Genomic DNA, 21,440 nt, shown 5'->3' with positions numbered 1-21,440 from the left:
GCAGAACAGAACAGGAGTCGCTGGGTGACGGGCACGGACGTGCGAAACGAAACAGAGGACTCGGGACCCAGCGGCTATGCGGCGGCCCGGCTGCGCCTCCTCACCGAGGAGGCGCGGTCCGGGCCGCCGCGCCGTGCCGCCCTCTCCGCGCTCACGGACGACTGGCTGGCCGGACTGTTCACCGCGGCGGCCGAAGGGCTGGGCGGCGTCTCCCTGGTCGCCGTCGGCGGCTACGGCCGCGGCGAACTCTCCCCCCGCAGCGATCTCGACCTGCTGCTCCTGCACGACGGGAGCGACCCCAAGGCCGTCGCCGCCCTCGCCGACCGCCTCTGGTACCCGGTCTGGGACCTCGGCCTCGCCCTCGACCACTCGGTGCGCACCCCCGCCGAGGCCCGCAAGACCGCCGGGGAGGACCTCAAGGTCCACCTCGGTCTCCTCGACGCCCGCCATCTCGCCGGCGACCTCGCGCTGACCTCCGGACTGCGGACGACCGTCCTCGCCGACTGGCGCAACCAGGCCCCCAGACGCCTGCCCGAACTCCAGGAACTCTGCGCCGAGCGCGCCGAACGCCAGGGCGAGCTCCAGTACCTCCTGGAACCCGACCTCAAGGAGGCCCGCGGCGGCCTCAGGGACGCCACCGCGCTGCGTGCCGTCGCCGCCTCCTGGCTCGCCGACGCACCCCGCGAGGGCCTCGACGACGCCCGCAGCCGCCTCCTCGACGTCCGCGACGCCCTCCACCTGGCCACCGGCCGCGCCACCGACCGCCTCGCCCTCCAGGAACAGGACCAGGTCGCCGCCGGACTCGGCCTCCTCGACGCCGACACCCTCCTGCGGCAGGTCTACGAGGCCGCCCGCGTCATCTCGTACGCCAGCGACGTCACCTGGCGCGAAGTGGCTCGCGTGCTGCGCTCGCGCGCCGTACGGCCGCGGCTGCGCGCCATGCTCGGCGGCGGGAAGCCCGTCCCCGAGCGGTCCCCGCTAGCCGAGGGCGTCGTCGAACAGGACGGCGAGGTGGTGCTCGCCCGCGCCGCCCGCCCCGAACGCGACCCCGTCCTGCCGCTGCGCGCCGCGGCCGCCGCCGCCCAGGCCGGCCTCCCGCTCTCCCTGCACGCCGTACGGCGCCTCGCCGCCACCGTGCGCGCCCTGCCGACCCCCTGGCCGGCCGAGGCCCGCGAACAGCTGGTCACCCTGCTCGGCTCCGGCCGGCCCACCGTCGAGGTCTGGGAGGCGCTGGAGGCCGAGGGCCTGATCACCCGGCTGCTGCCCGACTGGGAGCGGGTGCGCTGCCGGCCGCAGCGCAACGCCGTACACATCTGGACCGTCGACCGGCACCTCATCGAGACCGCCGTCCGCGCCTCCGAGTTCACCCGCCGCGTCAGCCGCCCCGACCTCCTCCTGGTCTCCGCGCTGCTGCACGACATCGGCAAGGGCTGGCCCGGCGACCACTCGGTCGCGGGCGAGATCATCGTCAAGGACGTCGCCGCCCGCATCGGCTTCGACCGCGCGGACGTGGCCGTGCTCTCCTCCCTCGTACGGCACCACCTGCTGCTCGTGGAGACGGCGACCCGGCGCGACCTGGAGGACCCGGCCACGGTCCGCTCGGTCGCCGAGGCCGTCGGCACGCAGAGCACGCTCGAACTGCTGCACGCGCTCACCGAGGCGGACGCGCTGGCCACCGGGCCCGCCGCCTGGTCCTCCTGGCGGGGTTCGCTCGTGGCGGACCTGGTCAAGCGGGTCGGGGCGGTCCTCGCCGGGGACGAACCCGAGGAGCCGGACACCGCCGCGCCCACCGCCGAGCAGGAGCGGCTCGCCATCGAGGCGGTCGCCACCGGCAGCCCCGTACTGGCCCTGCGCGCCCAGACCGAACCGCCGGCCGACGCGGGGGAGCAGCCGGCCGGCGACCCCGAGCCGCTCGGCGTGGAACTGCTCATCGCCGTACCGGACCAGGAGGGCGTGCTGCCCGCGGTGGCCGGGGTGCTCGCCGTGCACCGGCTGACCGTGCGCACCGCCGAGCTGCGCGCCCTGGACCTGCCGGACGGCGTCGAGGGCTCCGTGCTGCTGCTGAACTGGCGGGTCGCCGCCGAGTACGGCTCGCTGCCCCAGGCCGCCCGGCTGCGCGCCGACCTCGTGCGCGCCCTCGACGGCTCCCTGGACATCGCGGGACGGCTCGCCGAGCGCGACGCGGCCTACCCCCGGCGCCGGGGCGTGGTCGCGCCACCGCCCCGGGTGACGGTCGCCCCGGCTGCCTCCCGGCACGCCACCGTCATCGAGGTCCGCGCCCAGGACGCGCCGGGACTGCTGTTCCGGATCGGCTCGGCCCTGGAGGACGCGGCGGTACGGGTGCGCAGCATGCACGTCAGCACCCTGGGCGCCAACGCCGTCGACGCCTTCTACGTCACCGGCGCGCAGGGGGCGCCGCTGCCGGTCGACGAGGCGGCGGCGGTGTCCCGCAAGCTGGAGGAGACCCTGCGGGGCTGACTCCGGCACACCCGCCGGACCGGGTCGCGGCACGACCGTGACCCGGTCTTGCCCGTCCGGGATACCCTTGAAGACGCTCCTACCGCCCCCGACCCCGAGGACCGACGCCGCCGTGTTCGATACTCTCTCCGATCGCCTCTCAGCGACTTTCAAGAACCTGCGCGGCAAGGGACGGCTCTCCGAGGCGGACATCGACGCCACCGCGCGCGAGATCCGCATCGCGCTCCTCGAGGCGGACGTGGCCCTCCCTGTCGTCCGCACCTTCATCAAGAACGTGAAGGAGCGCGCTCTCGAGGTCTCGGCCTCCCGGGCGCTGAACCCCGCCCAGCAGGTCCTGAAGATCGTCAACGAGGAACTCGTCACGATCCTCGGCGGGGAGACCCGACGGCTGCGCTTCGCCAAGCAGCCGCCCACCGTGATCATGCTGGCCGGTCTCCAGGGCGCCGGTAAGACCACTCTCGCGGGCAAGCTCGGCCGCTGGCTGAAGGAGCAGGGCCACTCGCCGCTGCTCGTCGCCTGCGACCTCCAGCGCCCCAACGCCGTCAACCAGCTCAGCGTCGTCGCCGAGCGCGCGGGCGTCGCGGTCTACGCGCCCCAGCCGGGCAACGGCGTCGGTGACCCCGTCCAGGTCGCCAAGGACTCCATCGAGTTCGCGAAGGCCAAGGTCCACGACATCGTGATCGTGGACACCGCCGGCCGCCTCGGCATCGACCAGGAGCTGATGCAGCAGGCCGCGGACATCCGCGACGCCGTCTCGCCCGACGAGATCCTCTTCGTCGTCGACGCGATGATCGGTCAGGACGCCGTCAACACCGCCGAGGCCTTCCGCGACGGCGTCGGCTTCGACGGCGTGGTGCTCTCCAAGCTCGACGGCGACGCCCGCGGCGGTGCGGCCCTGTCGATCCGCCAGGTCACCGGCAAGCCGATCATGTTCGCGTCGAACGGCGAGAAGCTCGACGACTTCGACGCCTTCCATCCGGACCGGATGGCCTCCCGCATCCTCGACATGGGTGACCTGCTCACCCTGATCGAGCAGGCGGAGAAGACGTTCAGTCAGGAAGAGGCCGAGAAGATGGCCTCCAAGCTGGCGTCGAAGAAGGGCCAGGACTTCACCCTGGACGACTTCCTGTCCCAGATGGAGCAGGTCAGGAAGATGGGCAGCATCAGCAAGCTGCTCGGCATGCTGCCCGGCATGGGGCAGATCAAGGACCAGATCAACAACCTCGACGAGCGGGACGTCGACCGCACCGCCGCGATCATCAAGTCGATGACCCCGGCCGAGCGCCAGGACCCCACGATCATCAACGGCTCGCGCCGCGCCCGTATCGCCAAGGGCTCCGGCGTCGAGGTCAGCGCGGTCAAGGGCCTGGTCGAGCGGTTCTTCGAGGCCCGCAAGATGATGTCCCGCATGGCCCAGGGCGGCGGTATGCCCGGCATGCCGGGGATCCCGGGCATGGGCGGCGGCCCCGGCCGGCAGAAGAAGCAGCCGAAGCAGGCCAAGGGCAAGCAGCGCTCCGGCAACCCGATGAAGCGCCGGCAGCAGGAGCTGGAGGAGGCCCAGCGCCGCGAGGCCCAGGCCCAGGGCGGCAACGCGTTCGGGGTGCCGCAGCAGGGCGCCCAGGACTTCGAGCTGCCCGACGAGTTCAAGAAGTTCATGGGCTGACGCCTTTCGGGTGTACGTCGCTGAGGGCGCCCTTCCGCCGGGAAGGGCGCCCTCACCGCATGCCGAGGTCCGGTGTCTGCCGTAACGTCCAGATATGAGCAATGCCGCTCCGCCGCGCAGGGCCCCCGACCAGCCATGGCGCTCCGAGGGCACCCCGGACGAGGGAACCCCGCCCCCCGGCGGCCCCGGTGGCAGACGCCCCCGGGGCCGCTGGTGGGGCCTCGCCGTCACCGCGGTGATCGTCTTCCTGATCGTCTACGTCGGACTGAACTACCTCGGCCAGGGCAACGAGCCGACCATCTCGTACACCGAGTTCAGCAAACAGGTCGACGAGGGCAACGTCGAGAAGATCTACTCCAAGGGCGACGCGATCCAGGGCGAGCTGAAGAAGGCCCGGGACAACCCCGACGACGACGGCACCTACACCCGGTTCAAGACACAGCGCCCCGCGTTCGCGGACGACGACCTCTGGCAGAACCTGAGCAGCCACGACGTCACGGTCACCGCCCGGCCGGTCGTGCAGCAGCGCAGTCTGCTCTCCAACCTGCTGATCTCGCTGATCCCGATCGTGCTGCTGGTCGCGGTGTGGGTCTTCTTCGCCCGCAGGTTCACCGGCGGCCTCGGCGGGGCCGGCGGCATGCTCGGCCGCAAGGCGCCGCCCAAACCCGTCGAGCTGCGGCCCGGCACCCAGCGCACCACCTTCGCCGACGTGGCCGGCATCGACGAGGTCAAGGGCGAGCTGGACGACGTCGTAGACTTCCTCGAACACCCGGACGCCTACCGCAGGATGGGCGCCAAGATGCCCCGAGGGGTGCTGCTCGCGGGCTCGCCCGGCACCGGCAAGACCCTGCTGGCCCGCGCGGTGGCCGGCGAGGCCGGGGTGCCGTTCTTCTCGGCCTCCGCGTCCGAGTTCATCGAGATGATCGTGGGCGTCGGCGCCTCCCGGGTCCGGGAACTGTTCGCCGAGGCCCGCAAGGTGGCCCCGTCGATCATCTTCATCGACGAGATCGACACCATCGGCCGGGTCCGCAGCGGCGGCGCGTCGGTGAGCGGTCACGACGAGCGCGAGCAGACGCTGAACCAGATCCTCACCGAGATGGACGGCTTCTCCGGTTCCGAGGGCGTGATCGTCATCGCGGCCACCAACCGCGCCGACATCCTGGACCCGGCGCTCACCCGGCCCGGCCGCTTCGACCGGGTCGTCAACGTCTCCCCGCCGGACCGCGGCGGACGCGAGGCGATCCTGCGCATCCACACCCGGGGGATCCCGCTCGCCCCGGACGTGGACCTGACCCAGGTGGCCCGCACCACCCCCGGTATGACAGGGGCGGATCTGGCCAATCTCGCCAACGAGGCCGCCCTCCTCGCCGTCAAGCGCAAACAGAGCCAGGTCACCCCGGCGCACCTGTCGGAAGCCCTGGAGAAGGTGCAGCTCGGAGCCGAACGCACCCTCGTGATGCCCGAGGAGGACCGCCGCCGCACCGCCTACCACGAGAGCGGCCACGCCCTCCTCGGCATGCTCCAGCCGGGCGCCGACCCGGTCCGCAAGGTCACCATCGTGCCGCGCGGCCGCGCCCTCGGCGTGACCATGTCGACCCCGGAGGTCGAGCGGTACGCGCACTCCGAGCAGTATCTGCGCGGCCGCATCATCGGCGCCCTCGGCGGGATGGCGGCCGAGGAGGTGATCTACGGGGTCGTCACGACCGGCGCCGAGAACGACCTCGAACAGGTCACCAACATCGCGCGCGGGATGGTCGCGCGCTGGGGCATGAGCGACCGGGTCGGCCGGCTCTCCGCCCTGCCCAGCGACGCGCAGCAGGCCTACGGCCTCGCCGCCGCACCCGCCACCCTCGACGTCATCGACGACGAGATGCGCCGGATCGTCGACGAGTGCTACGAGGAGGCGCTGACCAAACTCCGCGACCACCGCGGTCAGTTGGACGCCCTCGCCGAGGCGCTCCTGGAGCACGAGACCCTGGAGGAGGCCGACGCCTACCGCATCGCGGGGATCACCCGGCTGACGAAGGAGTCCGACGCCTAGGCATTCCGAAGCCTGGGCACAGGGAATTCACGCAGATCAGGGCGTCCGGGCGATCAGGTACCGGAACACGTTCGGCATCCACACCGTGCCGTCCCGCCGGCGGTAGGGGTGCAGCGCCTCGGCCAGTTCCTTGCCGACCTGGTCCTGGTCGGTCGCCGCGACCGCCGTGTCGAACAGCCCCGTCGACAGCAGGCCCCTGACGGCGCTGTCCACCCCGGCGTACCCGAAGGGACAGGCCACCCGGCCGGAGCCGTCGAGCACCAGCCCCGCCCGCTGCGCGGCCTCCTCCAGGTCGTCCCGCAGGGTGTGCCGCAGCCGGCCGGTGCCGCCGTCGCCGGTGGCCCCGCGCGTCAGGGCGTCCGGTCCGGCCACCGTGCGCAGCACGTCCCAGGTCGCGCAGCGCTCCGGCGGGCCCCAGCCGACGAGCACCACCGGTGCGCCCCGCTCGGCGAGCGGGACCGCCGCCGCGAGCAGCGCGGCCAGCGCCTCCGCGTCGCCCGCGAGCGCGCCGATCGGCTCGAAGGCGGTCACCAGGGTGTACGCGGGCGTCTCCGCGTCGGCCGCCTCCCCCGGTGACCGGCCGGTCAGCCGGACGTCCCCGCGCGCGTGCCCCTCCCCGGCCGGGGGCAGCAGCCGCTCGCGGGCGAGGGCCAGCCGCTCGGGGGAGCCGGGCTCCGTCCCGGTGAGGGACGCGCCCCGGGAGGCTGCCATCAGCAGGGCGAGCCCGGAGCCGCAGCCGAGGCCGAGCAGCCGGGTGCCGGGGCCCACTTCCAGCCGCTCGTAGACGGCCTCGTAGAGCGGGACCAGCATCCGTTCCTGGATCTCGGACCAGTCACGCGCGCGTGCACCCGGGTCCGTGCGGGGCACCGGCCCCGCGGTGGGAAGGTGCTGCCGCACGAGCACAGGTGTCATGAACAAGCGCCCCATTCCGCCGAGAATTTGCCGCAGTACCGATCAGGTGACCCCCGTGCAGTGCCTTCGCACCGCTCCCGTATGCCAGGTAACTCCCCCTCTGCGGCCGCGTCCAGGGGTCTCGGGGCCCCGCTTGTGGACGCGCGGGAGGAGTGGCGAGAATTCACATTCCGGCAACGTGGGCCCGTAGCATCGCGTCATGGCCAAGGCACCCGTTCTCACGCCGCGGGCGGACGACTTCCCCCGGTGGTACCAGGATCTGATCAACAAGGCCGAACTGGCCGACAACGGTCCGGTGCGCGGCACCATGGTCATCCGACCGTACGGGTACGGGCTGTGGGAGCGGATGCAGGCCGAGATGGACGCCCGCATCAAGGAGACGGGTACCCAGAACGCGTACTTCCCGCTGCTGATCCCGCAGTCGTACCTCACCCGCGAGGCCGACCACGTCGAGGGGTTCGCCCCGGAGCTGGCGGTGGTCACGCACGGCGGCGGCAAGGAGCTGGAGGAGCCGGCGGTGGTCCGCCCCACCTCCGAGATGATCATCAACGAGTACTTCTCGAAGTGGGTGCAGAGCTACCGCGATCTGCCCCTGCTCATCAACCAGTGGGCGAACGTCGTCCGCTGGGAGCTGCGCCCGCGGCTGTTCCTGCGGACGACCGAGTTCCTCTGGCAGGAGGGGCACACCGCGCACGCGACCTACGAGGACGCCCGCGACTTCGCCGCGCACATCCACCGGCGGGTCTACGAGGACTTCATGGTGAACGTCCTCGCGATGGACGTGGTGGCCGGCCGCAAGACCACCCGGGAACGGTTCGCCGGAGCCGTCAACACCCTCACCCTCGAAGGGATGATGGGCGACGGCAAGGCGCTCCAGATGGCCACCAGCCATGAACTCGGCCAGAACTTCGCCAAGGCCTTCGACACCACCTACCTGTCGAAGGACGGCACGCAGGAACTGGTCTGGCAGACGTCCTGGGGCTCGACGACCCGCATGATCGGCGCCCTGGTGATGATGCACGGCGACGACGACGGACTGCGCGTGCCGCCCCGGCTGGCGCAGATCCAGGCCGTGGTCCTCGCGATCAAGGGCGACGAGGCGGTTCTGGCCAAGGTCCGCGAGCTGGGCGACCGGCTGCGGGCGGCCGGCATCCGGGTGCACGTCGACGACCGGACCGACGTGCCCTTCGGGCGGCGCGCGGTCGACTGGGAGCTGAAAGGTGTGCCGGTCCGCGTCGAGATCGGGCCGCGCGACCTGGAGAACGGCACGGCGATGCTGGCCCGCCGCATCCCGGGAGGCAAGGAGCCGGTGGCCGTCGACAGCCTCGTACAGCTGCTGCCGTCTGTGCTGGAGGAGGACCAGGCGCTGCTGCTGACGCAGTCCCTCCAGCGGCGCGAGGCGCGGACGGTGGAGGCGGCCACGGTGGGGGAGGCCGTCGAGGCGGCCACGGCCGGCCGCTGGGCGCGCGTCCCCTGGGCGGTCCTCGGCGCGCAGGGCGAGGCCGCCCTCGCCGAGCACGCCGTGACCGTACGGTGTCTGGTCGCCGAGGACGGGTCGGTGCCGGACACCGAGGACGCGCCGGGTAACGTCGCGGTCGTCGCGCGCGCTTACTGAGACGGCGCGCTCCGGCGGGCAGAGCGACCGAAACGCCTCTTGCGCCCCGCCGTACACCTGTTCCCCGGCGTGCGGACAGCGGCTACGCGCCGGGGCGTACGGCGAACTACGCACCAGCTTGGGGGGAGCTGTGAGGCTTCTCCGCAGATCAGCGCACCCGCCCTCGTCTCCACGCATCAGCGGCAACTGACGGGTACGTGCAAATTATTTGGGATGCCCCGGAATAGGAACACAGCGGCACCCCCGCTCGTTGTCATTACGTGAGCACGACACAGACACCACCTGTTCTCGCCGCAGAGCTGGCACAGGCGTGGGCCGACATTCAGCGGTACCACCCCGAGCTGCCGGACCTTGCCGCGCCAGAGTCCCTGATCGGGGAGTCGTCGTCCGCCTGCGGTCACGAGCTCTCCTTCGAGCGACTGCTCCATGAGGCAGTCCATGGCATCGCCGCCGCCCGCGGCGTTCGCGACACCTCCCGCGCCGGCCGCTACCACAACCGCAGATTCCTCGCCATCGCCGAGGAGCTGGGCCTGGACCACCCCGAGGAACCGCATCCGAGCAGCGGTTTCTCGCTGGTCACGCTCAACCCCGAGGCCAAGCGCCGCTACCGTCCGACGATCGAGCGCCTCCAGCGGGCCCTCAAGGCCCACACGGCGGCCACCTCCGCCGACAGCACCACCCGCAGCTTCCGCGGCCCCGCCGCCCGGCACGGCTCCTCCGGCGGCGGCGTCCGGGTCAAGGCCGTCTGCGACTGCGGTCGCAACGTCCGGGTGGTCCCGTCGGTCCTGGCCCAGGCCCCGATCGTGTGCGGAGGCTGCGGCAAGCCGTTCCGCATCCCCGAGATCGCGGGCGCCGCGTAAGCCGTACGGCGGTCATGCACCGGCATCTCGTGGCTGCCGGTTCAGCGTGGGGCGGGGAGCCGTGGTTCCAAGGGCTCCCCGCCGAGCGCCGGGCGCTGCCGAGGCATGCCCGCACCCACCCTCGGGACGAGGCGACCCGCGGGGTGTGGCACAATGGCTAGCTGTACTCGACAGCCGCACAGGACCCCTCTCTCCTCCGGCTGACGCGTCCATCGGGCACTCGGGTACCGCAACCCCACGCGGCTCTCTCGCCGTGCCCAACCACGTCAAAACCAGGAGAGTCCACTCCCGTGGCAGTCAAGATCAAGCTGAAGCGTCTGGGCAAGATCCGTTCGCCTCACTACCGCATCGTCATCGCCGACTCCCGCACCCGCCGTGACGGCCGTGCGATCGAGGAGATCGGCAAGTACCAGCCGACGTACAACCCGTCGATCATCGAGGTCGACGCGGACCGCGTCGCGTACTGGCTGGGTGTCGGCGCGCAGCCGACCGAGCCCGTGCTCGCCATCCTGAAGAAGACCGGCGACTGGCAGAAGTTCAAGGGCGAGCCCGCCCCGGCTCCGCTGCTCGTGGCCGCGCCCAAGAAGGCGCGCCCCTCGTTCGAGGCCCTGGGTGGCGACGACGAGGGCAAGGGTGAGGCGATCACCCAGAAGAAGAAGGCCGAGAAGAAGGACGAGGCCGCCGCTGAGTCCGAGTCGACCGAGGCCTGAGCATGCTCGAGGAGGCTCTCGAGCACCTCGTGAAGGGCATCGTCGACAACCCTGACGAAGTGCAGGTCGCGTCGCGCAACCTGCGCCGCGGGCGCGTTCTCGAGGTCCGGGTCCACCCCGACGACCTCGGCAAGGTGATCGGCCGCAACGGCCGCACCGCACGCGCTCTGCGTACCGTCGTGGGCGCAATCGGCGGCCGCGGAGTCCGTGTCGACCTCGTCGACGTGGATCACGTCCGCTGACGTATCGCAGCACCGGCTCGGGCCGGGGAGGGCCATGGGGCCGTCCCCGGCCCGTAGTCGTACTACAGGGAGAACAAGCACAGTGCAGCTGGTAGTCGCTCGCGTAGGCCGCGCCCACGGCATCAAGGGCGAGGTCACCGTCGAGGTCCGCACCGACGAGCCGGAACTCAGACTCGGCCCGGGCGCCGTCCTGGCCACCGACCCGGCCTCCGCCGGACCGCTCACCATCGAGACCGGACGGGTGCACAGCGGCCGGCTCCTCCTGCGCTTCGAGGGCGTCCGCGACCGCAACGGTGCCGAGGCCCTGCGCAACACGCTCCTGATCGCCGAGATCGACCCGGAGCAGCTGCCGGAGGAAGAGGACGAGTACTACGACCACCAGCTGATCGACCTCGACGTGGTCACCGAGGACGGCACGGAGGTCGGCCGCATCACCGAGATCTCCCACCTGCCCTCCCAGGACCTCTTCATCGTCGAACGCCCCGACGGCACCGAGGCGATGATCCCGTTCGTCTCGGAGATCGTCGTCGAGATCGACCTGGAGGAGCAGCGGGCCGTCATCGCGCCGCCGCCCGGTCTGATCGACGACCGCGCGGAGATCGCCTCCAGCCGGGACGACGCCCCTGCCGGGGACGACACCCCTGCCGGGGACGACGCCGCCACCGGGGACGCGTCGTAATGCGCCTCGACGTCGTCACGATCTTCCCCGAGTACCTCGACCCGCTGAACGTCTCCCTCGTCGGCAAGGCACGCGCGCGCGGACAGCTCGACGTACGCGTGCACGACCTGCGGGAGTGGACCCGCGACCGGCACAACACCGTCGACGACACCCCGTACGGCGGCGGGCCCGGCATGGTCATGAAGACCGAGCCCTGGGGCGAGGCCCTGGACACGATCCTCGCCGACGGCTACGAGACCGGCTCGACGCTCCCCGCGATCGTCGTCCCCACCCCCAGCGGCCGCCCCTTCACCCAGGAACTCGCCGTCGAACTCTCCGAGCGGCCCTGGCTGGTCTTCACCCCGGCCCGCTACGAGGGCATCGACCGGCGGGTCGTCGACGAGTACGCCACCCGTGTCCCCGTGTACGAGGTCTCCATCGGCGACTACGTCCTCGCCGGCGGCGAGGCGGCCGTCCTCGTCATCACCGAGGCCGTGGCCCGGCTGCTGCCCGGGGTGCTCGGCAACGCCGAGTCCCACCGCGACGACTCCTTCGCCCCCGGCGCCATGGCGAGCCTCCTGGAGGGTCCCGTCTACACCAAGCCGCCCGTCTGGCGCGACCGGGAGATCCCGGACGTGCTGCTCAGCGGCCACCACGGGAAGATCGCCCGCTGGCGCCGAGACGAGGCACTGCGCCGTACGACGGCCCACCGGCCCGACCTGGTCGAGCGCTGCGCGCCCGCGGCCTTCGACAAGAAGGACCGCGAGATGCTCTCCATCCTGGGCTGGGCCCCCGACCCGGAGGGCGAGCCGTACGGCCGATTTTGGCGCAGGCCCGAGGCCGTGGAAGAATAGGTCGCTGTTGTGCGCCGTCCGGCGTGCGCCCCTGCCGCAGGGGGACACGACGCCCGCCCTGACGCCGCCGGCAGACCTCTTGGAAACTAGCTCCCGCTGATGACCTGTGGCATCGGCGAAGAAAGCAGACGAAATGTCTCACCTGCTCGACACCGTCGACGCCGCGTCGCTGCGCAGCGACGTCCCGGCCTTCCGCCCGGGCGACACCGTCAACGTCCACGTCCGCGTCATCGAGGGCAACCGCTCTCGTGTGCAGCAGTTCAAGGGCGTCGTCATCCGCCGCCAGGGCGCCGGTGTCCGCGAGACCTTCACGGTCCGCAAGGTCTCGTTCTCCGTCGGCGTCGAGCGCACCTTCCCGGTGCACACCCCGATCGTCGAGAAGATCGAGCTCGTCACCCGCGGTGACGTCCGTCGCGCCAAGCTGTACTACCTCCGTGAGCTGCGCGGCAAGGCCGCGAAGATCAAGGAGAAGCGCGACAAGTGAGCCCGCACAGTGGATCCACTGGCGATCCACTGAGCGCACCCGGGTGATCCACAGAGGGGCCGGATAGCATCTGGCCCCGATGGACACCGAAGCTCAGCCGACGACGGAGCGCGACCGCTCCTCCCGCCCCCCTCGGGGGGCCGTGGAGGGACGGTCGCGTTTCTCGTTGGCCTGGATCGCCGAGCGGCTGCCGGGTGGCCGCATCAGCCTCACCCTGCTGATCTGCCTGGTGTTTTTGCTGCTCCTCAACGCTTTCGTGGTCCAACCATTCCGGATTCCCAGCGGATCCATGGAAAACGGATTGAGGATCGGCGACCGCGTTCTCGTAAATAAGTTGGCGTACCGTTTCGGTGCCGGGCCGCGGCGCGGCGATGTCGTCGTGTTCGACGGCACCGAGTACTTCGGGAACTCCGACTACGTCAAACGCGTCGTGGGGGTAGGCGGTGACCACGTGGTCTGCTGCGACAAGGAGGGGAGGATCCGGGTGAACGGCCGGTCGGTCGACGAGTCGTCGTTCCTGTATCCAGGCGACAGCCCGTCCACGGTGGACTTCGACGTCAAGGTTCCCGAGGGCACCCTGTTCGTCCTCGGCGACCACCGCAGCGCCTCCAGCGACTCCCGCGACCACCTGGGCTCACCGGGCGGCGGCATGATCCCCGTGGACCGGGTGATCGGCCGCGCCGACTGGCTCGTCCGGCCGTACGCCCGTCTCACCCGGCTGTCCCGCCCGAGCGCCTACGCGCGCGTGCCCGCCGCGAGCGCCCAGGGGGCGAGCGGCACACGGACGGCGGCGGGTGTCCATGGGTAACCGAGGCAAACCCCGCGGCATCCCCACCTCGCCCGTGGACCAGCTCCTGCCCACCGGCGCCCGGCGCGCCTCCAGCCCGTCCGGTGGCCGCACCCGCGCGGAACGGCGCAAACTCCAGCGCAAGGTCAAGCGCAAGCGCAGGCGGTCCGCCGTCCGCGAGGTGCCGCTGCTGGTCGGGGTGGCCGTCCTGATAGCGCTGGTCCTGAAGACCTTCCTGGTGCAGGCCTTCGTGATCCCCTCGGGGTCCATGGAGCAGACGATCCGCATCGGCGACCGCGTCCTGGTGGACAAGTTCACCCCCTGGTTCGGCTCCAAGCCGCAGCGCGGGGACGTGGTCGTGTTCAAGGATCCCGGCGGCTGGCTCAACGACGAGACGACCACGACGAAGAAAGAGGACCCCGTCGTCGTCAAGCAGGTCAAGGAAGGGCTCACCTTCATCGGCCTGCTGCCGTCCGACAACGAGAAGGACCTCATCAAGCGGGTCGTCGGCGTGGGCGGCGACCACGTCAAGTGCTGTGACACGGAAGGGCGAGTCACCGTCAACGGCGTTCCCCTGCAAGAGGGAAGCTACCTCTACCCCGGGAACAACCCCTCCGACGCCGCCTTCGACATCACCGTTCCCCAGGGCCGGCTCTGGGTGATGGGCGACCACCGGGCCAACTCCGCCGACTCCCGCTCCCACCAGAACACGGACTACGGCGGCACGGTCGCCGAGGACGAGGTGGTCGGCCGCGCCATGGTGATCGCCTGGCCGTTCGGACACTGGGTCCGTCTCAAGGAACCGCAAACTTTCTCTTCCGTCACCGCCTCGGCCGCGACGGCGGCGTCCGTCGACCGGCTGTCGCATAGGGTTGCCCAGGACGATCCGAACGGAACGATCCAACAGCTCCCGACCCCTGCGGAACTCCCGCTCGTTATGGGAGTGGTGGGCCTGCGCCGAGCATGGGGCAGGCGGCGGCACGGAGTGAGGAGTTGGCGTGGGGGATGTGGCGGTTGGCGCACGGTCCGGGCACGAAGGCGAGGAGCACCGCGGACGTCCCGTGGACACTGCCGACCCGGCTGGGGACGGCGCCGTGACCTCCGGGAATGACCCGGCGGCGGGCGGCGAGGGCCCGCCGGCGGACGAGCCCCCCAGGGGCGGCGGCGACGGTCCGGGCGACCCGACCCCGAACGCGAAGAAGCCGCGCTCCTTCTGGAAGGAGCTGCCGATCCTGATCCTGATCGCGCTGGTCCTCGCGCTGATCATCAAGACCTTCCTCGTACAGGCGTTCTCGATCCCGTCCGCGTCGATGGAGAACACCCTGCGGATCGGCGACCGGGTGCTCGTCGACAAGCTGACCCCGTGGTTCGGCTCCGAGCCCGAGCGCGGCGAGGTCGTGGTCTTCCACGACCCCGACAACTGGCTGGCGGGCGAGGCGACGACCGAGCCGAACGCCGTGCAGACCTTCCTCAGCTGGATCGGCCTGATGCCGTCCGCGGAGGAGAAGGACCTGATCAAGCGGGTCATCGGCGTCGGCGGCGACACCGTCTCCTGCAAGGGGACGGGCCCGCTGAAGGTCAACGGCAAGGCCCTGGACGAGCCGTACGTCTACCCGGGGAACACCCCGTGCAGCCAGGACGACCAGGGCGGCCAGTTCACGGTGAAGGTCCCCAAGGGCTATGTCTGGGTCATGGGCGACCACCGGCAGAACTCGCGGGACTCCCGCTACAACCAGTCGGACAAGAACCACGGCATGGTCCCCGTCGACCAGGTCGTCGGCCGCGCCATCGTCAAGGCCTGGCCGATCACCCGCTGGGGCACGCTGCCGGTGCCGGACACCTTCGACCAGTCCGGCCTGAACGACCGGTCGGCGGCCTCCGCGGCTCTGACGGTCGCCCCCGAGGGCCTCGCGCTCGTCGGCGCGGTCCCGGTCGTCCTCTGGCGCCGCCGCCGCGCGACGTCCGAGAACGGCTGATCTTCGCGGCCCGGTCCGTAAACCCTTTCCCAAGCTTGTGACCATGGCTGGGGAGGAAGGGCTGACCCGGTTCGGTACCGCCGGGTAGGGTGCGGACCCATGGGCGGCGAGAGCACGACACGTACGGCCCCGCGCAGCGGCGGTGGCACCAGCAGTGGCCCGGCGGGCAGCCGGACCGGACAGCGACTGTCCGGCCTGGTCGTCGCGCTGGGCCTCGCGCTGTTCCTGGGCGGTTTCGGCTGGGCGGCCCTCGTCTACCGGCCCTACACCGTGCCCACCAGCTCCATGAGCCCCACGATCGAGGGCGGCTCGCGGGTGCTGGCCCAGAAGGTCGACGGCGACGAGGTGCGCCGCGGTGACGTCGTCGTGTTCAGCGACAAGGAGTGGGTCAGCAACGCCCTCGTGGTCAAGCGCGTGGTCGCGGTCGGCGGCGACACCGTCGCCTGCTGCACCGACGGCAAGCTGACCGTCAACGGCAAGCAGATCGAGGAACCGTATCTGCCCGAGGGCAGCCTGGCCGAGATCAAGGACTTCCCGACCGTGAAGGTCCCCGCGGGCCGGCTCTTCCTGCTCGGCGACGAGCGGCGGGGCTCCCTGGACTCCACCGCCCACCTCACGGACGCGGCCCAGGGCACGGTGGCACGCAGCGCGGTCCAGGCGCGGGTGGACGCCGTCGTCTTCCCCTGGAAGGGCATGCTCAAGAACCCCACGGGCTTCGAGGCGCTCGGCACCCTCTCCCGGCCAGGTCCGCTGCGGTTGGTCCTCTGGATGATCGTCGGCGGGACCGTGCTGATCTTCGGCGGCGCGGCGTACGGCCCGATCGCCAAGCGGGCCTCGGCCCGCCGCCCGCGCCCCCAGCCGGAGCCGGCCGGTGCCCGCTGAGACGACGGAGGGGCCGCAGGACGCCTCCGGGACCGGGCTGCGCAAGGTCGCCCGGGTCGTGCTCCTCGATCCCCGGGACCGCATCCTGCTCCTGCACGGGCACGAGCCGGACGATCCCTCCGACGACTGGTGGTTCACACCCGGCGGCGGGGTGGAGGGCGACGAGACCCGTGAGCAGGCCGCGCTGCGGGAACTCGTGGAGGAGACCGGCATCACCGAGGTCGAACTCGGCCCGGTGCTGTGGCGCCGGACCTGCTCCTTCCCGTTCGCCGGCCGCCGCTGGGACCAGGACGAGTGGTACTACCTGGCCCGTACGACGGTGACGAGGACCCGGGCCACGGCCCTGACCGAGCTGGAGCGGCGCAGCGTCGCCGGAGCGCGCTGGTGGACGTGTCAGGAACTGGACCGGGCGCATGAGACGGTGTATCCGACCAGACTCGCCGAACTGCTGGGCAGGCTGCTAGACGAAGGCCCTCCGGCCAGACCCGTAACCCTCGACACGGAAATCGTCTAGAGGCCCGCGGGACTGGCGCACAATGGGGGGATCGCACGGCTGAAGGGGAACATGCCATGAGCGCCGAGGACCTCGAGAAGTACGAGACCGAGATGGAGCTGAAGCTCTACCGGGAGTACCGCGATGTCGTCGGTCTGTTCAAATACGTGATCGAGACCGAGCGGCGCTTCTACCTGACCAACGACTACGAGATGCAGGTGCACTCGGTCCAGGGCGAGGTGTTCTTCGAGGTCTCGATGGCCGACGCCTGGGTGTGGGACATGTACCGGCCGGCGCGGTTCGTGAAGCAGGTGCGGGTGCTCACGTTCAAGGACGTGAACATCGAGGAGCTGAACAAGAGCGACCTGGAGTTGCCGGGCAGCTGATGTTTCCCGCTTGTGGGTGACCGGGTTGTCCACAAGGGGCGACTCATCCACCAAGATCCACTTCTGTGGGGCGGGTGCGTGAGTGTGGGCGCCGGAGGTGGTGCCCGCATGAACGCACGAGGTGCGATGGGACGGTACGGCGAGGACATGGCCGCGAGGCGGCTGTCCGAGGCCGGAATGACGATCGTGGAGCGCAACTGGCGCTGCGGCAGGACGGGCGAGATCGACATCGTCGCCCGGGACGGGGACGTCCTGGTCGTCTGCGAGGTGAAGACCCGCCGCGGTGGTGCTTTCCAGCACCCCATGGCAGCGGTGACACCGCAGAAGGCGGAGCGGCTGCGGGGGCTGGCCGAGCGATGGGTCCAGGGCCACGGAGGAGCCCCACCGGGCGGCGTCCGGATCGATCTGGTGGGCGTGCTCGTGCCCCTGCGCGGAGCTCCCGTCGTCGAGCATGTGCGGGGGGTGGCCTGAGATGGGCTTCGCGCGGACGTGTTCGGTGGCACTGGTCGGCGTCGAGGGCGTCGTCGTCGAGGTCCAGGCGGACCTGGAACCCGGGGTGGCGGCGTTCACCCTGGTGGGCCTGCCCGACAAGAGCCTGACGGAGAGCAGGGACCGGGTACGGGCGGCGGTGGTGAACTCGGGAGCCGAGTGGCCGCAGAAGAAACTCACCGTCGGACTCAGCCCGGCGTCGGTGCCGAAGGCCGGCAGCGGCTTCGACCTGGCCGTCGCCTGCGCGGTGCTGGGCGCGTCGGAACGGATCGACCCCCGGGTCCTCGCCGACATCGTGATGATCGGGGAGCTCGGGCTGGACGGCCGGGTCCGCCCGGTCCGGGGCATCCTGCCCGCCGTGCTGGCCGCGGCGGAGGCGGGGTACGAACAGGTCGTCGTCCCCGAGTGCGCGGCCGCCGAGGCCTCGCTGGTGCCGGGCGTCTCCGTGCTCGGGGTGCGCAGCCTGCGCCAGCTGATCGCGGTCCTCGCGGACGAGCCCGTCCCCGAGGAGGAACCGGACGACCTGGGCCGCCCGGACCCCCTCCTCGCCGGTCTCCGCATGCCCGGCACGGGCGCGGCCACGGGCATGCACAGCCTCGGCGCCGCCCAGCACGACCAGGGACACGATCTCGCCGACGTGGTGGGCCAGCGCTCGGCACGGACCGCGGTGGAGGTCGCCGCGGCCGGCGGGCACCACCTCTTCCTGGAGGGGCCGCCGGGTGCGGGCAAGACCATGCTCGCGGAGCGGCTGCCGGCCGTCCTGCCCGGGCTGACCCGGGAGGATTCCCTCGAGGTCACGGCGGTCCACTCGATCGCCGGGCTCCTGCCCCCGGGCAAACCGCTGATCGACGTGGCCCCGTACTGCGCCCCGCACCACTCGGCCACGATGCAGTCGCTGGTCGGCGGCGGACCGGGGATCGCCCGTCCCGGCGCCGTCTCACTCGCCCATCGCGGGGTGCTGTTCCTGGACGAGGCCCCCGAATTCAGCACACAGACCCTCGACGCCCTGCGCCAGCCCCTGGAGGCGGGCCATGTCGTGATCGCCCGCAGTGCGGGGGTGGTGCGCTTCCCGGCGCGGTTCCTGATGGTGCTCGCCGCCAACCCCTGTCCCTGCGGCCGCTTCTCGCAGCGCGACACCCTGTGCGAGTGCCCGCCCTCGGCGATCCGCCGGTACCAGAGCCGGCTCTCCGGACCACTCCTCGACCGGGTCGACCTGCGGGTCGAGGTGGACCCCGTCGGGCGGCACGAGCTCGCCCACCGCGGCCCCGGGGGCGAGTCCACGGCGACGGTCGCCGACCGGGTGCGGGCCGCGCGCGAGCGGGCGGCGGCCCGGCTCGTCGACACCCCCTGGCGGACCAACAGCGAGGTGCCCGGACGCGAGCTGCGCAGCCGCTGGCACGCGCGGTCCGGCGCGATGGACGAGGCCGAGCGGAACCTGGAGCGGGGTGTGCTCACCGCCCGCGGGCTCGATCGTGTCCTGCGGGTCGCCTGGACCGTCGCGGACCTCGTCGGCCACGACCGGCCCGACGCCACCGACGTCGCCCTCGCCCTGCAACTGCGGACCGGGGTCCCGCGGGGTGTGCCGATGGCTCTCGGGGCCCTGGCGTGAAGCGCACCGGCGAGCCGGACTCCGGCCGGCTCGCCCGGGTCTTTCTCTGTCGGGTGTTCGAGCCCGGGGACGAGACCGGGGGGCGGTGGGTGCGGGAGTGGGGGTGTGCGGAGGTGGTGCGGCGGTTGCGGGAGGACCGGGAGCCGCCCGCGGGGGTCAGCGAGCGGCGGTGGGAAGGGCTCGGGGCGCGGGCCGCGGCGGCGGAGCCGGAGCGGGATCTGGCGGTGGCCGAGGCCGCCGGGGTCCGGTTCCTGTGCCCCGGCGACACGGAGTGGCCCGGCACCCTGGACGACCTCGGGGACGCCCGTCCGCTCGGCCTGTGGGTGCGGGGCCGGCCCAGCCTGCGGATATGGGGCCTGCGCTCGGTCGCCGTCGTCGGCGCCCGCGCCTGCACCGAGTACGGCGCCCACATGGCCACCACCCTCGCCGCCGGCCTCGCGGAGCGCGGCTGGGTCGTCGTCTCCGGCGGCGCCTACGGCGTGGACGGCGCCGCCCACCGGGGCGCCCTCGGCGCCGGCGGCGCCACCGTGGCCGTCCTGGCCTGCGGGGTCGACCGGCCCTACCCGCGCGGCCACACCGAGCTGATCCACCGGATCGCCGAGCAGGGACTGGTCGTGGGGGAGCTCCCGCCGGGAGACCATCCGACGCCCAGCAGATTCGTCCTGCGCAACCGGGTCATCGCCGCGCTCACCCGCGGCACCGTGGTCGTCGAGGCCGCCCACCGCAGCGGCTCCCTCGTCACCGCCCGGGCGGCCCAGCGGCTCGGCCGGCACACCATGGGTGTCCCCGGCCCGGCCACCAGCGGACTCTCCGCCGGGGTGCACGAACTGCTGCGCGGCGGGGCCGAACTCGTCACCGACGCCGCGGAAGTCGTCGAACTCGTCGGCGACATGGGCGAACTCGCCCCGGCCCGGCGCGGCCCGGTCCTCCCGCGCGACCTCCTGGAACCCGGCGCCCGCCGCGTCCTCGCGGCGCTCCCCGGCCGCCGCCCCGCCCGCGCCGAGGAGATCGCCCGCGGCGCCGGGACCACCCCGGACGACGCGATCGCGAGGCTGTACGAACTCAGAGCACTCGGTTACGTCGAACGACACGGCGACGGCTGGAAGTTGACACGCCAGGCGATCGTCTCCGTTCGAGGGGCTCCCGGGCCGTGCTGACCGAGCGTGTTCGGCCGTCCGGGGGAACGCCGAACACCTTGGGATTTCCCGTAGTTGACGCCCGCGGCGGGCACCCGGCGCGACCGCCGCGACCCGGTGGGACGGTCAGCGGAACGTATCTGCGTACCCGCGCGGACACGTCCTTCGCGCACCGCGACACTCCAGTCACGCTACGCTCACGAGGATTCCGGTACAGAACGGCAGCAGAGCGACTTCAGACCAGCAGGACACCCAGGTACCCCCGACTCCACGTACTTCACGGCAGAACGGCACAAGGCGACGAATGCCCCAGCACACCTCCGGGTCCGACCGGGCGGCGGTCCCCCCAGCCGCCCGCGACGGTGGCAGCGAGCGGCCCCCCGCTCCCTCGACGCTCGACGAGCTGTGGCGGTCGTACAAGGCGACGGGGGACGAGCGGCTGCGGGAGCAGCTGATCCTGCACTACTCGCCGCTGGTGAAGTACGTGGCCGGCCGGGTGAGCGTCGGTCTGCCGCCCAACGTGGAGCAGGCCGACTTCGTCTCCTCGGGGATCTTCGGGCTGATCGACGCGATCGAGAAGTTCGACCTCGACCGGGAGATCAAGTTCGAGACGTACGCGATCACCCGCATCCGGGGCGCCATGATCGACGAGCTGCGGGCGCTCGACTGGATTCCGAGGTCGGTGCGCCAGAAGGCGCGCAACGTCGAGCGGGCGTACGCGACGCTGGAGGCGCGGCTGCGGCGGACCCCGACGGAGTGCGAGGTCGCCGCCGAGATGGGCATCGGCGTCGACGAGCTGCACGCGGTCTTCAGCCAGCTCTCGCTCGCCAACGTGGTCGCCCTGGAGGAACTGCTGCACGTCGGCGACGAGGGCGGCGACGGGCTGAGCTTCATGGACACCCTGGAGGACACCACCGCGGACAACCCCGTGGAGGTGGCCGAGGACCGCGAGCTGCGACGGTTCCTGGCCCGGGCGATCAACACCCTGCCCGACCGGGAGAAGACCGTCGTCACGCTCTACTACTACGAGGGCCTGACCCTCGCGGAGATCGGGAACGTGCTCGGGGTGACCGAGAGCCGGGTCAGCCAGATCCACACCAAGTCGGTGCTCCAGCTGCGCGCGAAACTGGCGAGCTTCGGTCGCTGACCGGCTCTTCGGGCGGCG

General features: G+C 71.9%; 21 protein-coding genes. 20 read left to right on the top strand and 1 reads right to left on the bottom strand.

All coding sequences use genetic code 11. From position 1 onward, the window contains the following. The first annotated feature begins 24 nt into the window (after positions 1-24). From ABZ490_RS18840 to ftsH, 3 genes are all read left to right on the top strand, one after another. The gene (locus ABZ490_RS18840; protein ID WP_358991080.1) at positions 25-2,478 is read left to right on the top strand and encodes a [protein-PII] uridylyltransferase; all 2,454 of its coding nucleotides are present in this window, start codon (positions 25-27) and stop codon (positions 2,476-2,478) included. A gap of 112 nt (positions 2,479-2,590) precedes the next feature. Beyond that, positions 2,591-4,141 carry a signal recognition particle protein gene (ffh, locus tag ABZ490_RS18835; RefSeq protein WP_358991077.1) on the top strand — a complete coding sequence of 517 codons (1,551 nt, stop codon included), beginning with the start codon at positions 2,591-2,593 and terminating at the stop codon, positions 4,139-4,141. 94 nt (positions 4,142-4,235) lie between these two features. Further along, a complete protein-coding gene (ftsH, locus tag ABZ490_RS18830; RefSeq protein WP_358991074.1) occupies positions 4,236-6,182 on the top strand; it encodes an ATP-dependent zinc metalloprotease FtsH in 1,947 nt (648 codons plus the stop codon). Between the two features lie 36 nt (positions 6,183-6,218). Here the strand turns inward: ftsH and ABZ490_RS18825 are convergent, their stop codons facing one another. Next, positions 6,219-7,094: an SAM-dependent methyltransferase gene (locus ABZ490_RS18825; protein ID WP_358991071.1), complete on the bottom strand. Its 876-nt coding sequence runs from the start codon at positions 7,092-7,094 to the stop codon at positions 6,219-6,221. Between the two features lie 199 nt (positions 7,095-7,293). Here ABZ490_RS18825 and proS point away from each other — a divergent pair, with 199 nt between their 5' ends. The 17 genes from proS (at position 7,294) to whiG (ending at position 21,422) form a co-directional block, all read left to right on the top strand. Further along, entirely contained in the window at positions 7,294-8,709 is a 1,416-nt protein-coding gene (gene proS / locus ABZ490_RS18820; protein WP_358991068.1) for a proline--tRNA ligase, read from the top strand. Between the two features lie 260 nt (positions 8,710-8,969). Continuing rightward, positions 8,970-9,569: a hypothetical protein gene (locus tag ABZ490_RS18815; RefSeq protein ID WP_358991066.1), complete on the top strand. Its 600-nt coding sequence runs from the start codon at positions 8,970-8,972 to the stop codon at positions 9,567-9,569. A gap of 290 nt (positions 9,570-9,859) precedes the next feature. Next, positions 9,860-10,279 carry a 30S ribosomal protein S16 gene (gene rpsP, locus ABZ490_RS18810; RefSeq protein WP_340375998.1) on the top strand — a complete coding sequence of 140 codons (420 nt, stop codon included), beginning with the start codon at positions 9,860-9,862 and terminating at the stop codon, positions 10,277-10,279. Positions 10,280-10,281: 2 nt separating this feature from the next. Continuing rightward, complete coding sequence (locus tag ABZ490_RS18805; protein WP_221353916.1) at positions 10,282-10,521, top strand: RNA-binding protein; 240 nt, start codon at positions 10,282-10,284, stop codon at positions 10,519-10,521. 82 nt (positions 10,522-10,603) lie between these two features. Next, positions 10,604-11,200 (top strand): ribosome maturation factor RimM, encoded by a 597-nt coding sequence (gene rimM / locus ABZ490_RS18800; protein ID WP_358991062.1) that lies wholly within the window; start codon positions 10,604-10,606, stop codon positions 11,198-11,200. After that, the gene (gene trmD / locus ABZ490_RS18795) at positions 11,200-12,033 is read left to right on the top strand and encodes a tRNA (guanosine(37)-N1)-methyltransferase TrmD (protein WP_358991060.1); all 834 of its coding nucleotides are present in this window, start codon (positions 11,200-11,202) and stop codon (positions 12,031-12,033) included. Before rimM ends, trmD begins: the two co-directional genes overlap by 1 nt. Before the next feature lie 133 nt (positions 12,034-12,166). Further along, positions 12,167-12,517: a 50S ribosomal protein L19 gene (gene rplS / locus ABZ490_RS18790; protein WP_358991058.1), complete on the top strand. Its 351-nt coding sequence runs from the start codon at positions 12,167-12,169 to the stop codon at positions 12,515-12,517. Between the two features lie 79 nt (positions 12,518-12,596). Next, positions 12,597-13,325 carry a signal peptidase I gene (lepB, locus tag ABZ490_RS18785; RefSeq protein WP_358991055.1) on the top strand — a complete coding sequence of 243 codons (729 nt, stop codon included), beginning with the start codon at positions 12,597-12,599 and terminating at the stop codon, positions 13,323-13,325. Continuing rightward, complete coding sequence (gene lepB / locus ABZ490_RS18780) at positions 13,318-14,415, top strand: signal peptidase I (RefSeq protein WP_358991053.1); 1,098 nt, start codon at positions 13,318-13,320, stop codon at positions 14,413-14,415. Before lepB (ABZ490_RS18785) ends, lepB (ABZ490_RS18780) begins: the two co-directional genes overlap by 8 nt. After that, entirely contained in the window at positions 14,303-15,280 is a 978-nt protein-coding gene (gene lepB, locus ABZ490_RS18775) for a signal peptidase I (protein WP_358991050.1), read from the top strand. The genes lepB (ABZ490_RS18780) and lepB (ABZ490_RS18775) overlap by 113 nt, the downstream gene beginning before the upstream one ends. 99 nt (positions 15,281-15,379) lie before the next feature. After that, positions 15,380-16,162, top strand: a complete 783-nt coding sequence (lepB, locus tag ABZ490_RS18770; protein WP_358991047.1) for a signal peptidase I — start codon at positions 15,380-15,382, stop codon at positions 16,160-16,162. Further along, entirely contained in the window at positions 16,152-16,676 is a 525-nt protein-coding gene (locus tag ABZ490_RS18765; RefSeq protein WP_358991044.1) for an NUDIX hydrolase, read from the top strand. Before lepB (ABZ490_RS18770) ends, ABZ490_RS18765 begins: the two co-directional genes overlap by 11 nt. 56 nt (positions 16,677-16,732) lie before the next feature. Next, positions 16,733-17,041, top strand: a complete 309-nt coding sequence (locus tag ABZ490_RS18760; RefSeq protein WP_005311352.1) for a DUF2469 domain-containing protein — start codon at positions 16,733-16,735, stop codon at positions 17,039-17,041. 78 nt (positions 17,042-17,119) lie between these two features. Then, entirely contained in the window at positions 17,120-17,512 is a 393-nt protein-coding gene (locus ABZ490_RS18755) for a YraN family protein (RefSeq protein WP_358991041.1), read from the top strand. A 1-nt stretch (position 17,513) separates the two neighbouring features. Continuing rightward, entirely contained in the window at positions 17,514-19,139 is a 1,626-nt protein-coding gene (locus ABZ490_RS18750) for a YifB family Mg chelatase-like AAA ATPase (RefSeq protein ID WP_358991038.1), read from the top strand. Further along, positions 19,136-20,296, top strand: a complete 1,161-nt coding sequence (gene dprA / locus ABZ490_RS18745; RefSeq protein ID WP_358991035.1) for a DNA-processing protein DprA — start codon at positions 19,136-19,138, stop codon at positions 20,294-20,296. Before ABZ490_RS18750 ends, dprA begins: the two co-directional genes overlap by 4 nt. Before the next feature lie 283 nt (positions 20,297-20,579). Next, a complete protein-coding gene (gene whiG / locus ABZ490_RS18740; RefSeq protein WP_358991032.1) occupies positions 20,580-21,422 on the top strand; it encodes an RNA polymerase sigma factor WhiG in 843 nt (280 codons plus the stop codon). Positions 21,423-21,440 lie beyond the last annotated feature (18 nt).

Origin of the sequence: Streptomyces sp. NPDC005811 (genome assembly GCF_040630405.1) — a bacterium.
Lineage (GTDB): Bacteria > Actinomycetota > Actinomycetes > Streptomycetales > Streptomycetaceae > Streptomyces.
This window is presented reverse-complemented; position numbering and strand designations above follow the sequence as displayed.

Coding starts and splice junctions, on each gene's coding strand:
- ftsH (WP_358991074.1), top strand. CDS start 4,236: ATGAGCAATGCCGCTCCGCCGCGCAGGGCCCCCGACCAGCCATGGCGC.
- ABZ490_RS18825 (WP_358991071.1), bottom strand. CDS start 7,094: ATGACACCTGTGCTCGTGCGGCAGCACCTTCCCACCGCGGGGCCGGTG.
- proS (WP_358991068.1), top strand. CDS start 7,294: ATGGCCAAGGCACCCGTTCTCACGCCGCGGGCGGACGACTTCCCCCGG.
- ABZ490_RS18805 (WP_221353916.1), top strand. CDS start 10,282: ATGCTCGAGGAGGCTCTCGAGCACCTCGTGAAGGGCATCGTCGACAAC.
- trmD (WP_358991060.1), top strand. CDS start 11,200: ATGCGCCTCGACGTCGTCACGATCTTCCCCGAGTACCTCGACCCGCTG.
- rplS (WP_358991058.1), top strand. CDS start 12,167: ATGTCTCACCTGCTCGACACCGTCGACGCCGCGTCGCTGCGCAGCGAC.
- lepB (WP_358991055.1), top strand. CDS start 12,597: ATGGACACCGAAGCTCAGCCGACGACGGAGCGCGACCGCTCCTCCCGC.
- lepB (WP_358991053.1), top strand. CDS start 13,318: ATGGGTAACCGAGGCAAACCCCGCGGCATCCCCACCTCGCCCGTGGAC.
- lepB (WP_358991047.1), top strand. CDS start 15,380: ATGGGCGGCGAGAGCACGACACGTACGGCCCCGCGCAGCGGCGGTGGC.
- ABZ490_RS18760 (WP_005311352.1), top strand. CDS start 16,733: ATGAGCGCCGAGGACCTCGAGAAGTACGAGACCGAGATGGAGCTGAAG.
- ABZ490_RS18750 (WP_358991038.1), top strand. CDS start 17,514: ATGGGCTTCGCGCGGACGTGTTCGGTGGCACTGGTCGGCGTCGAGGGC.
- whiG (WP_358991032.1), top strand. CDS start 20,580: ATGCCCCAGCACACCTCCGGGTCCGACCGGGCGGCGGTCCCCCCAGCC.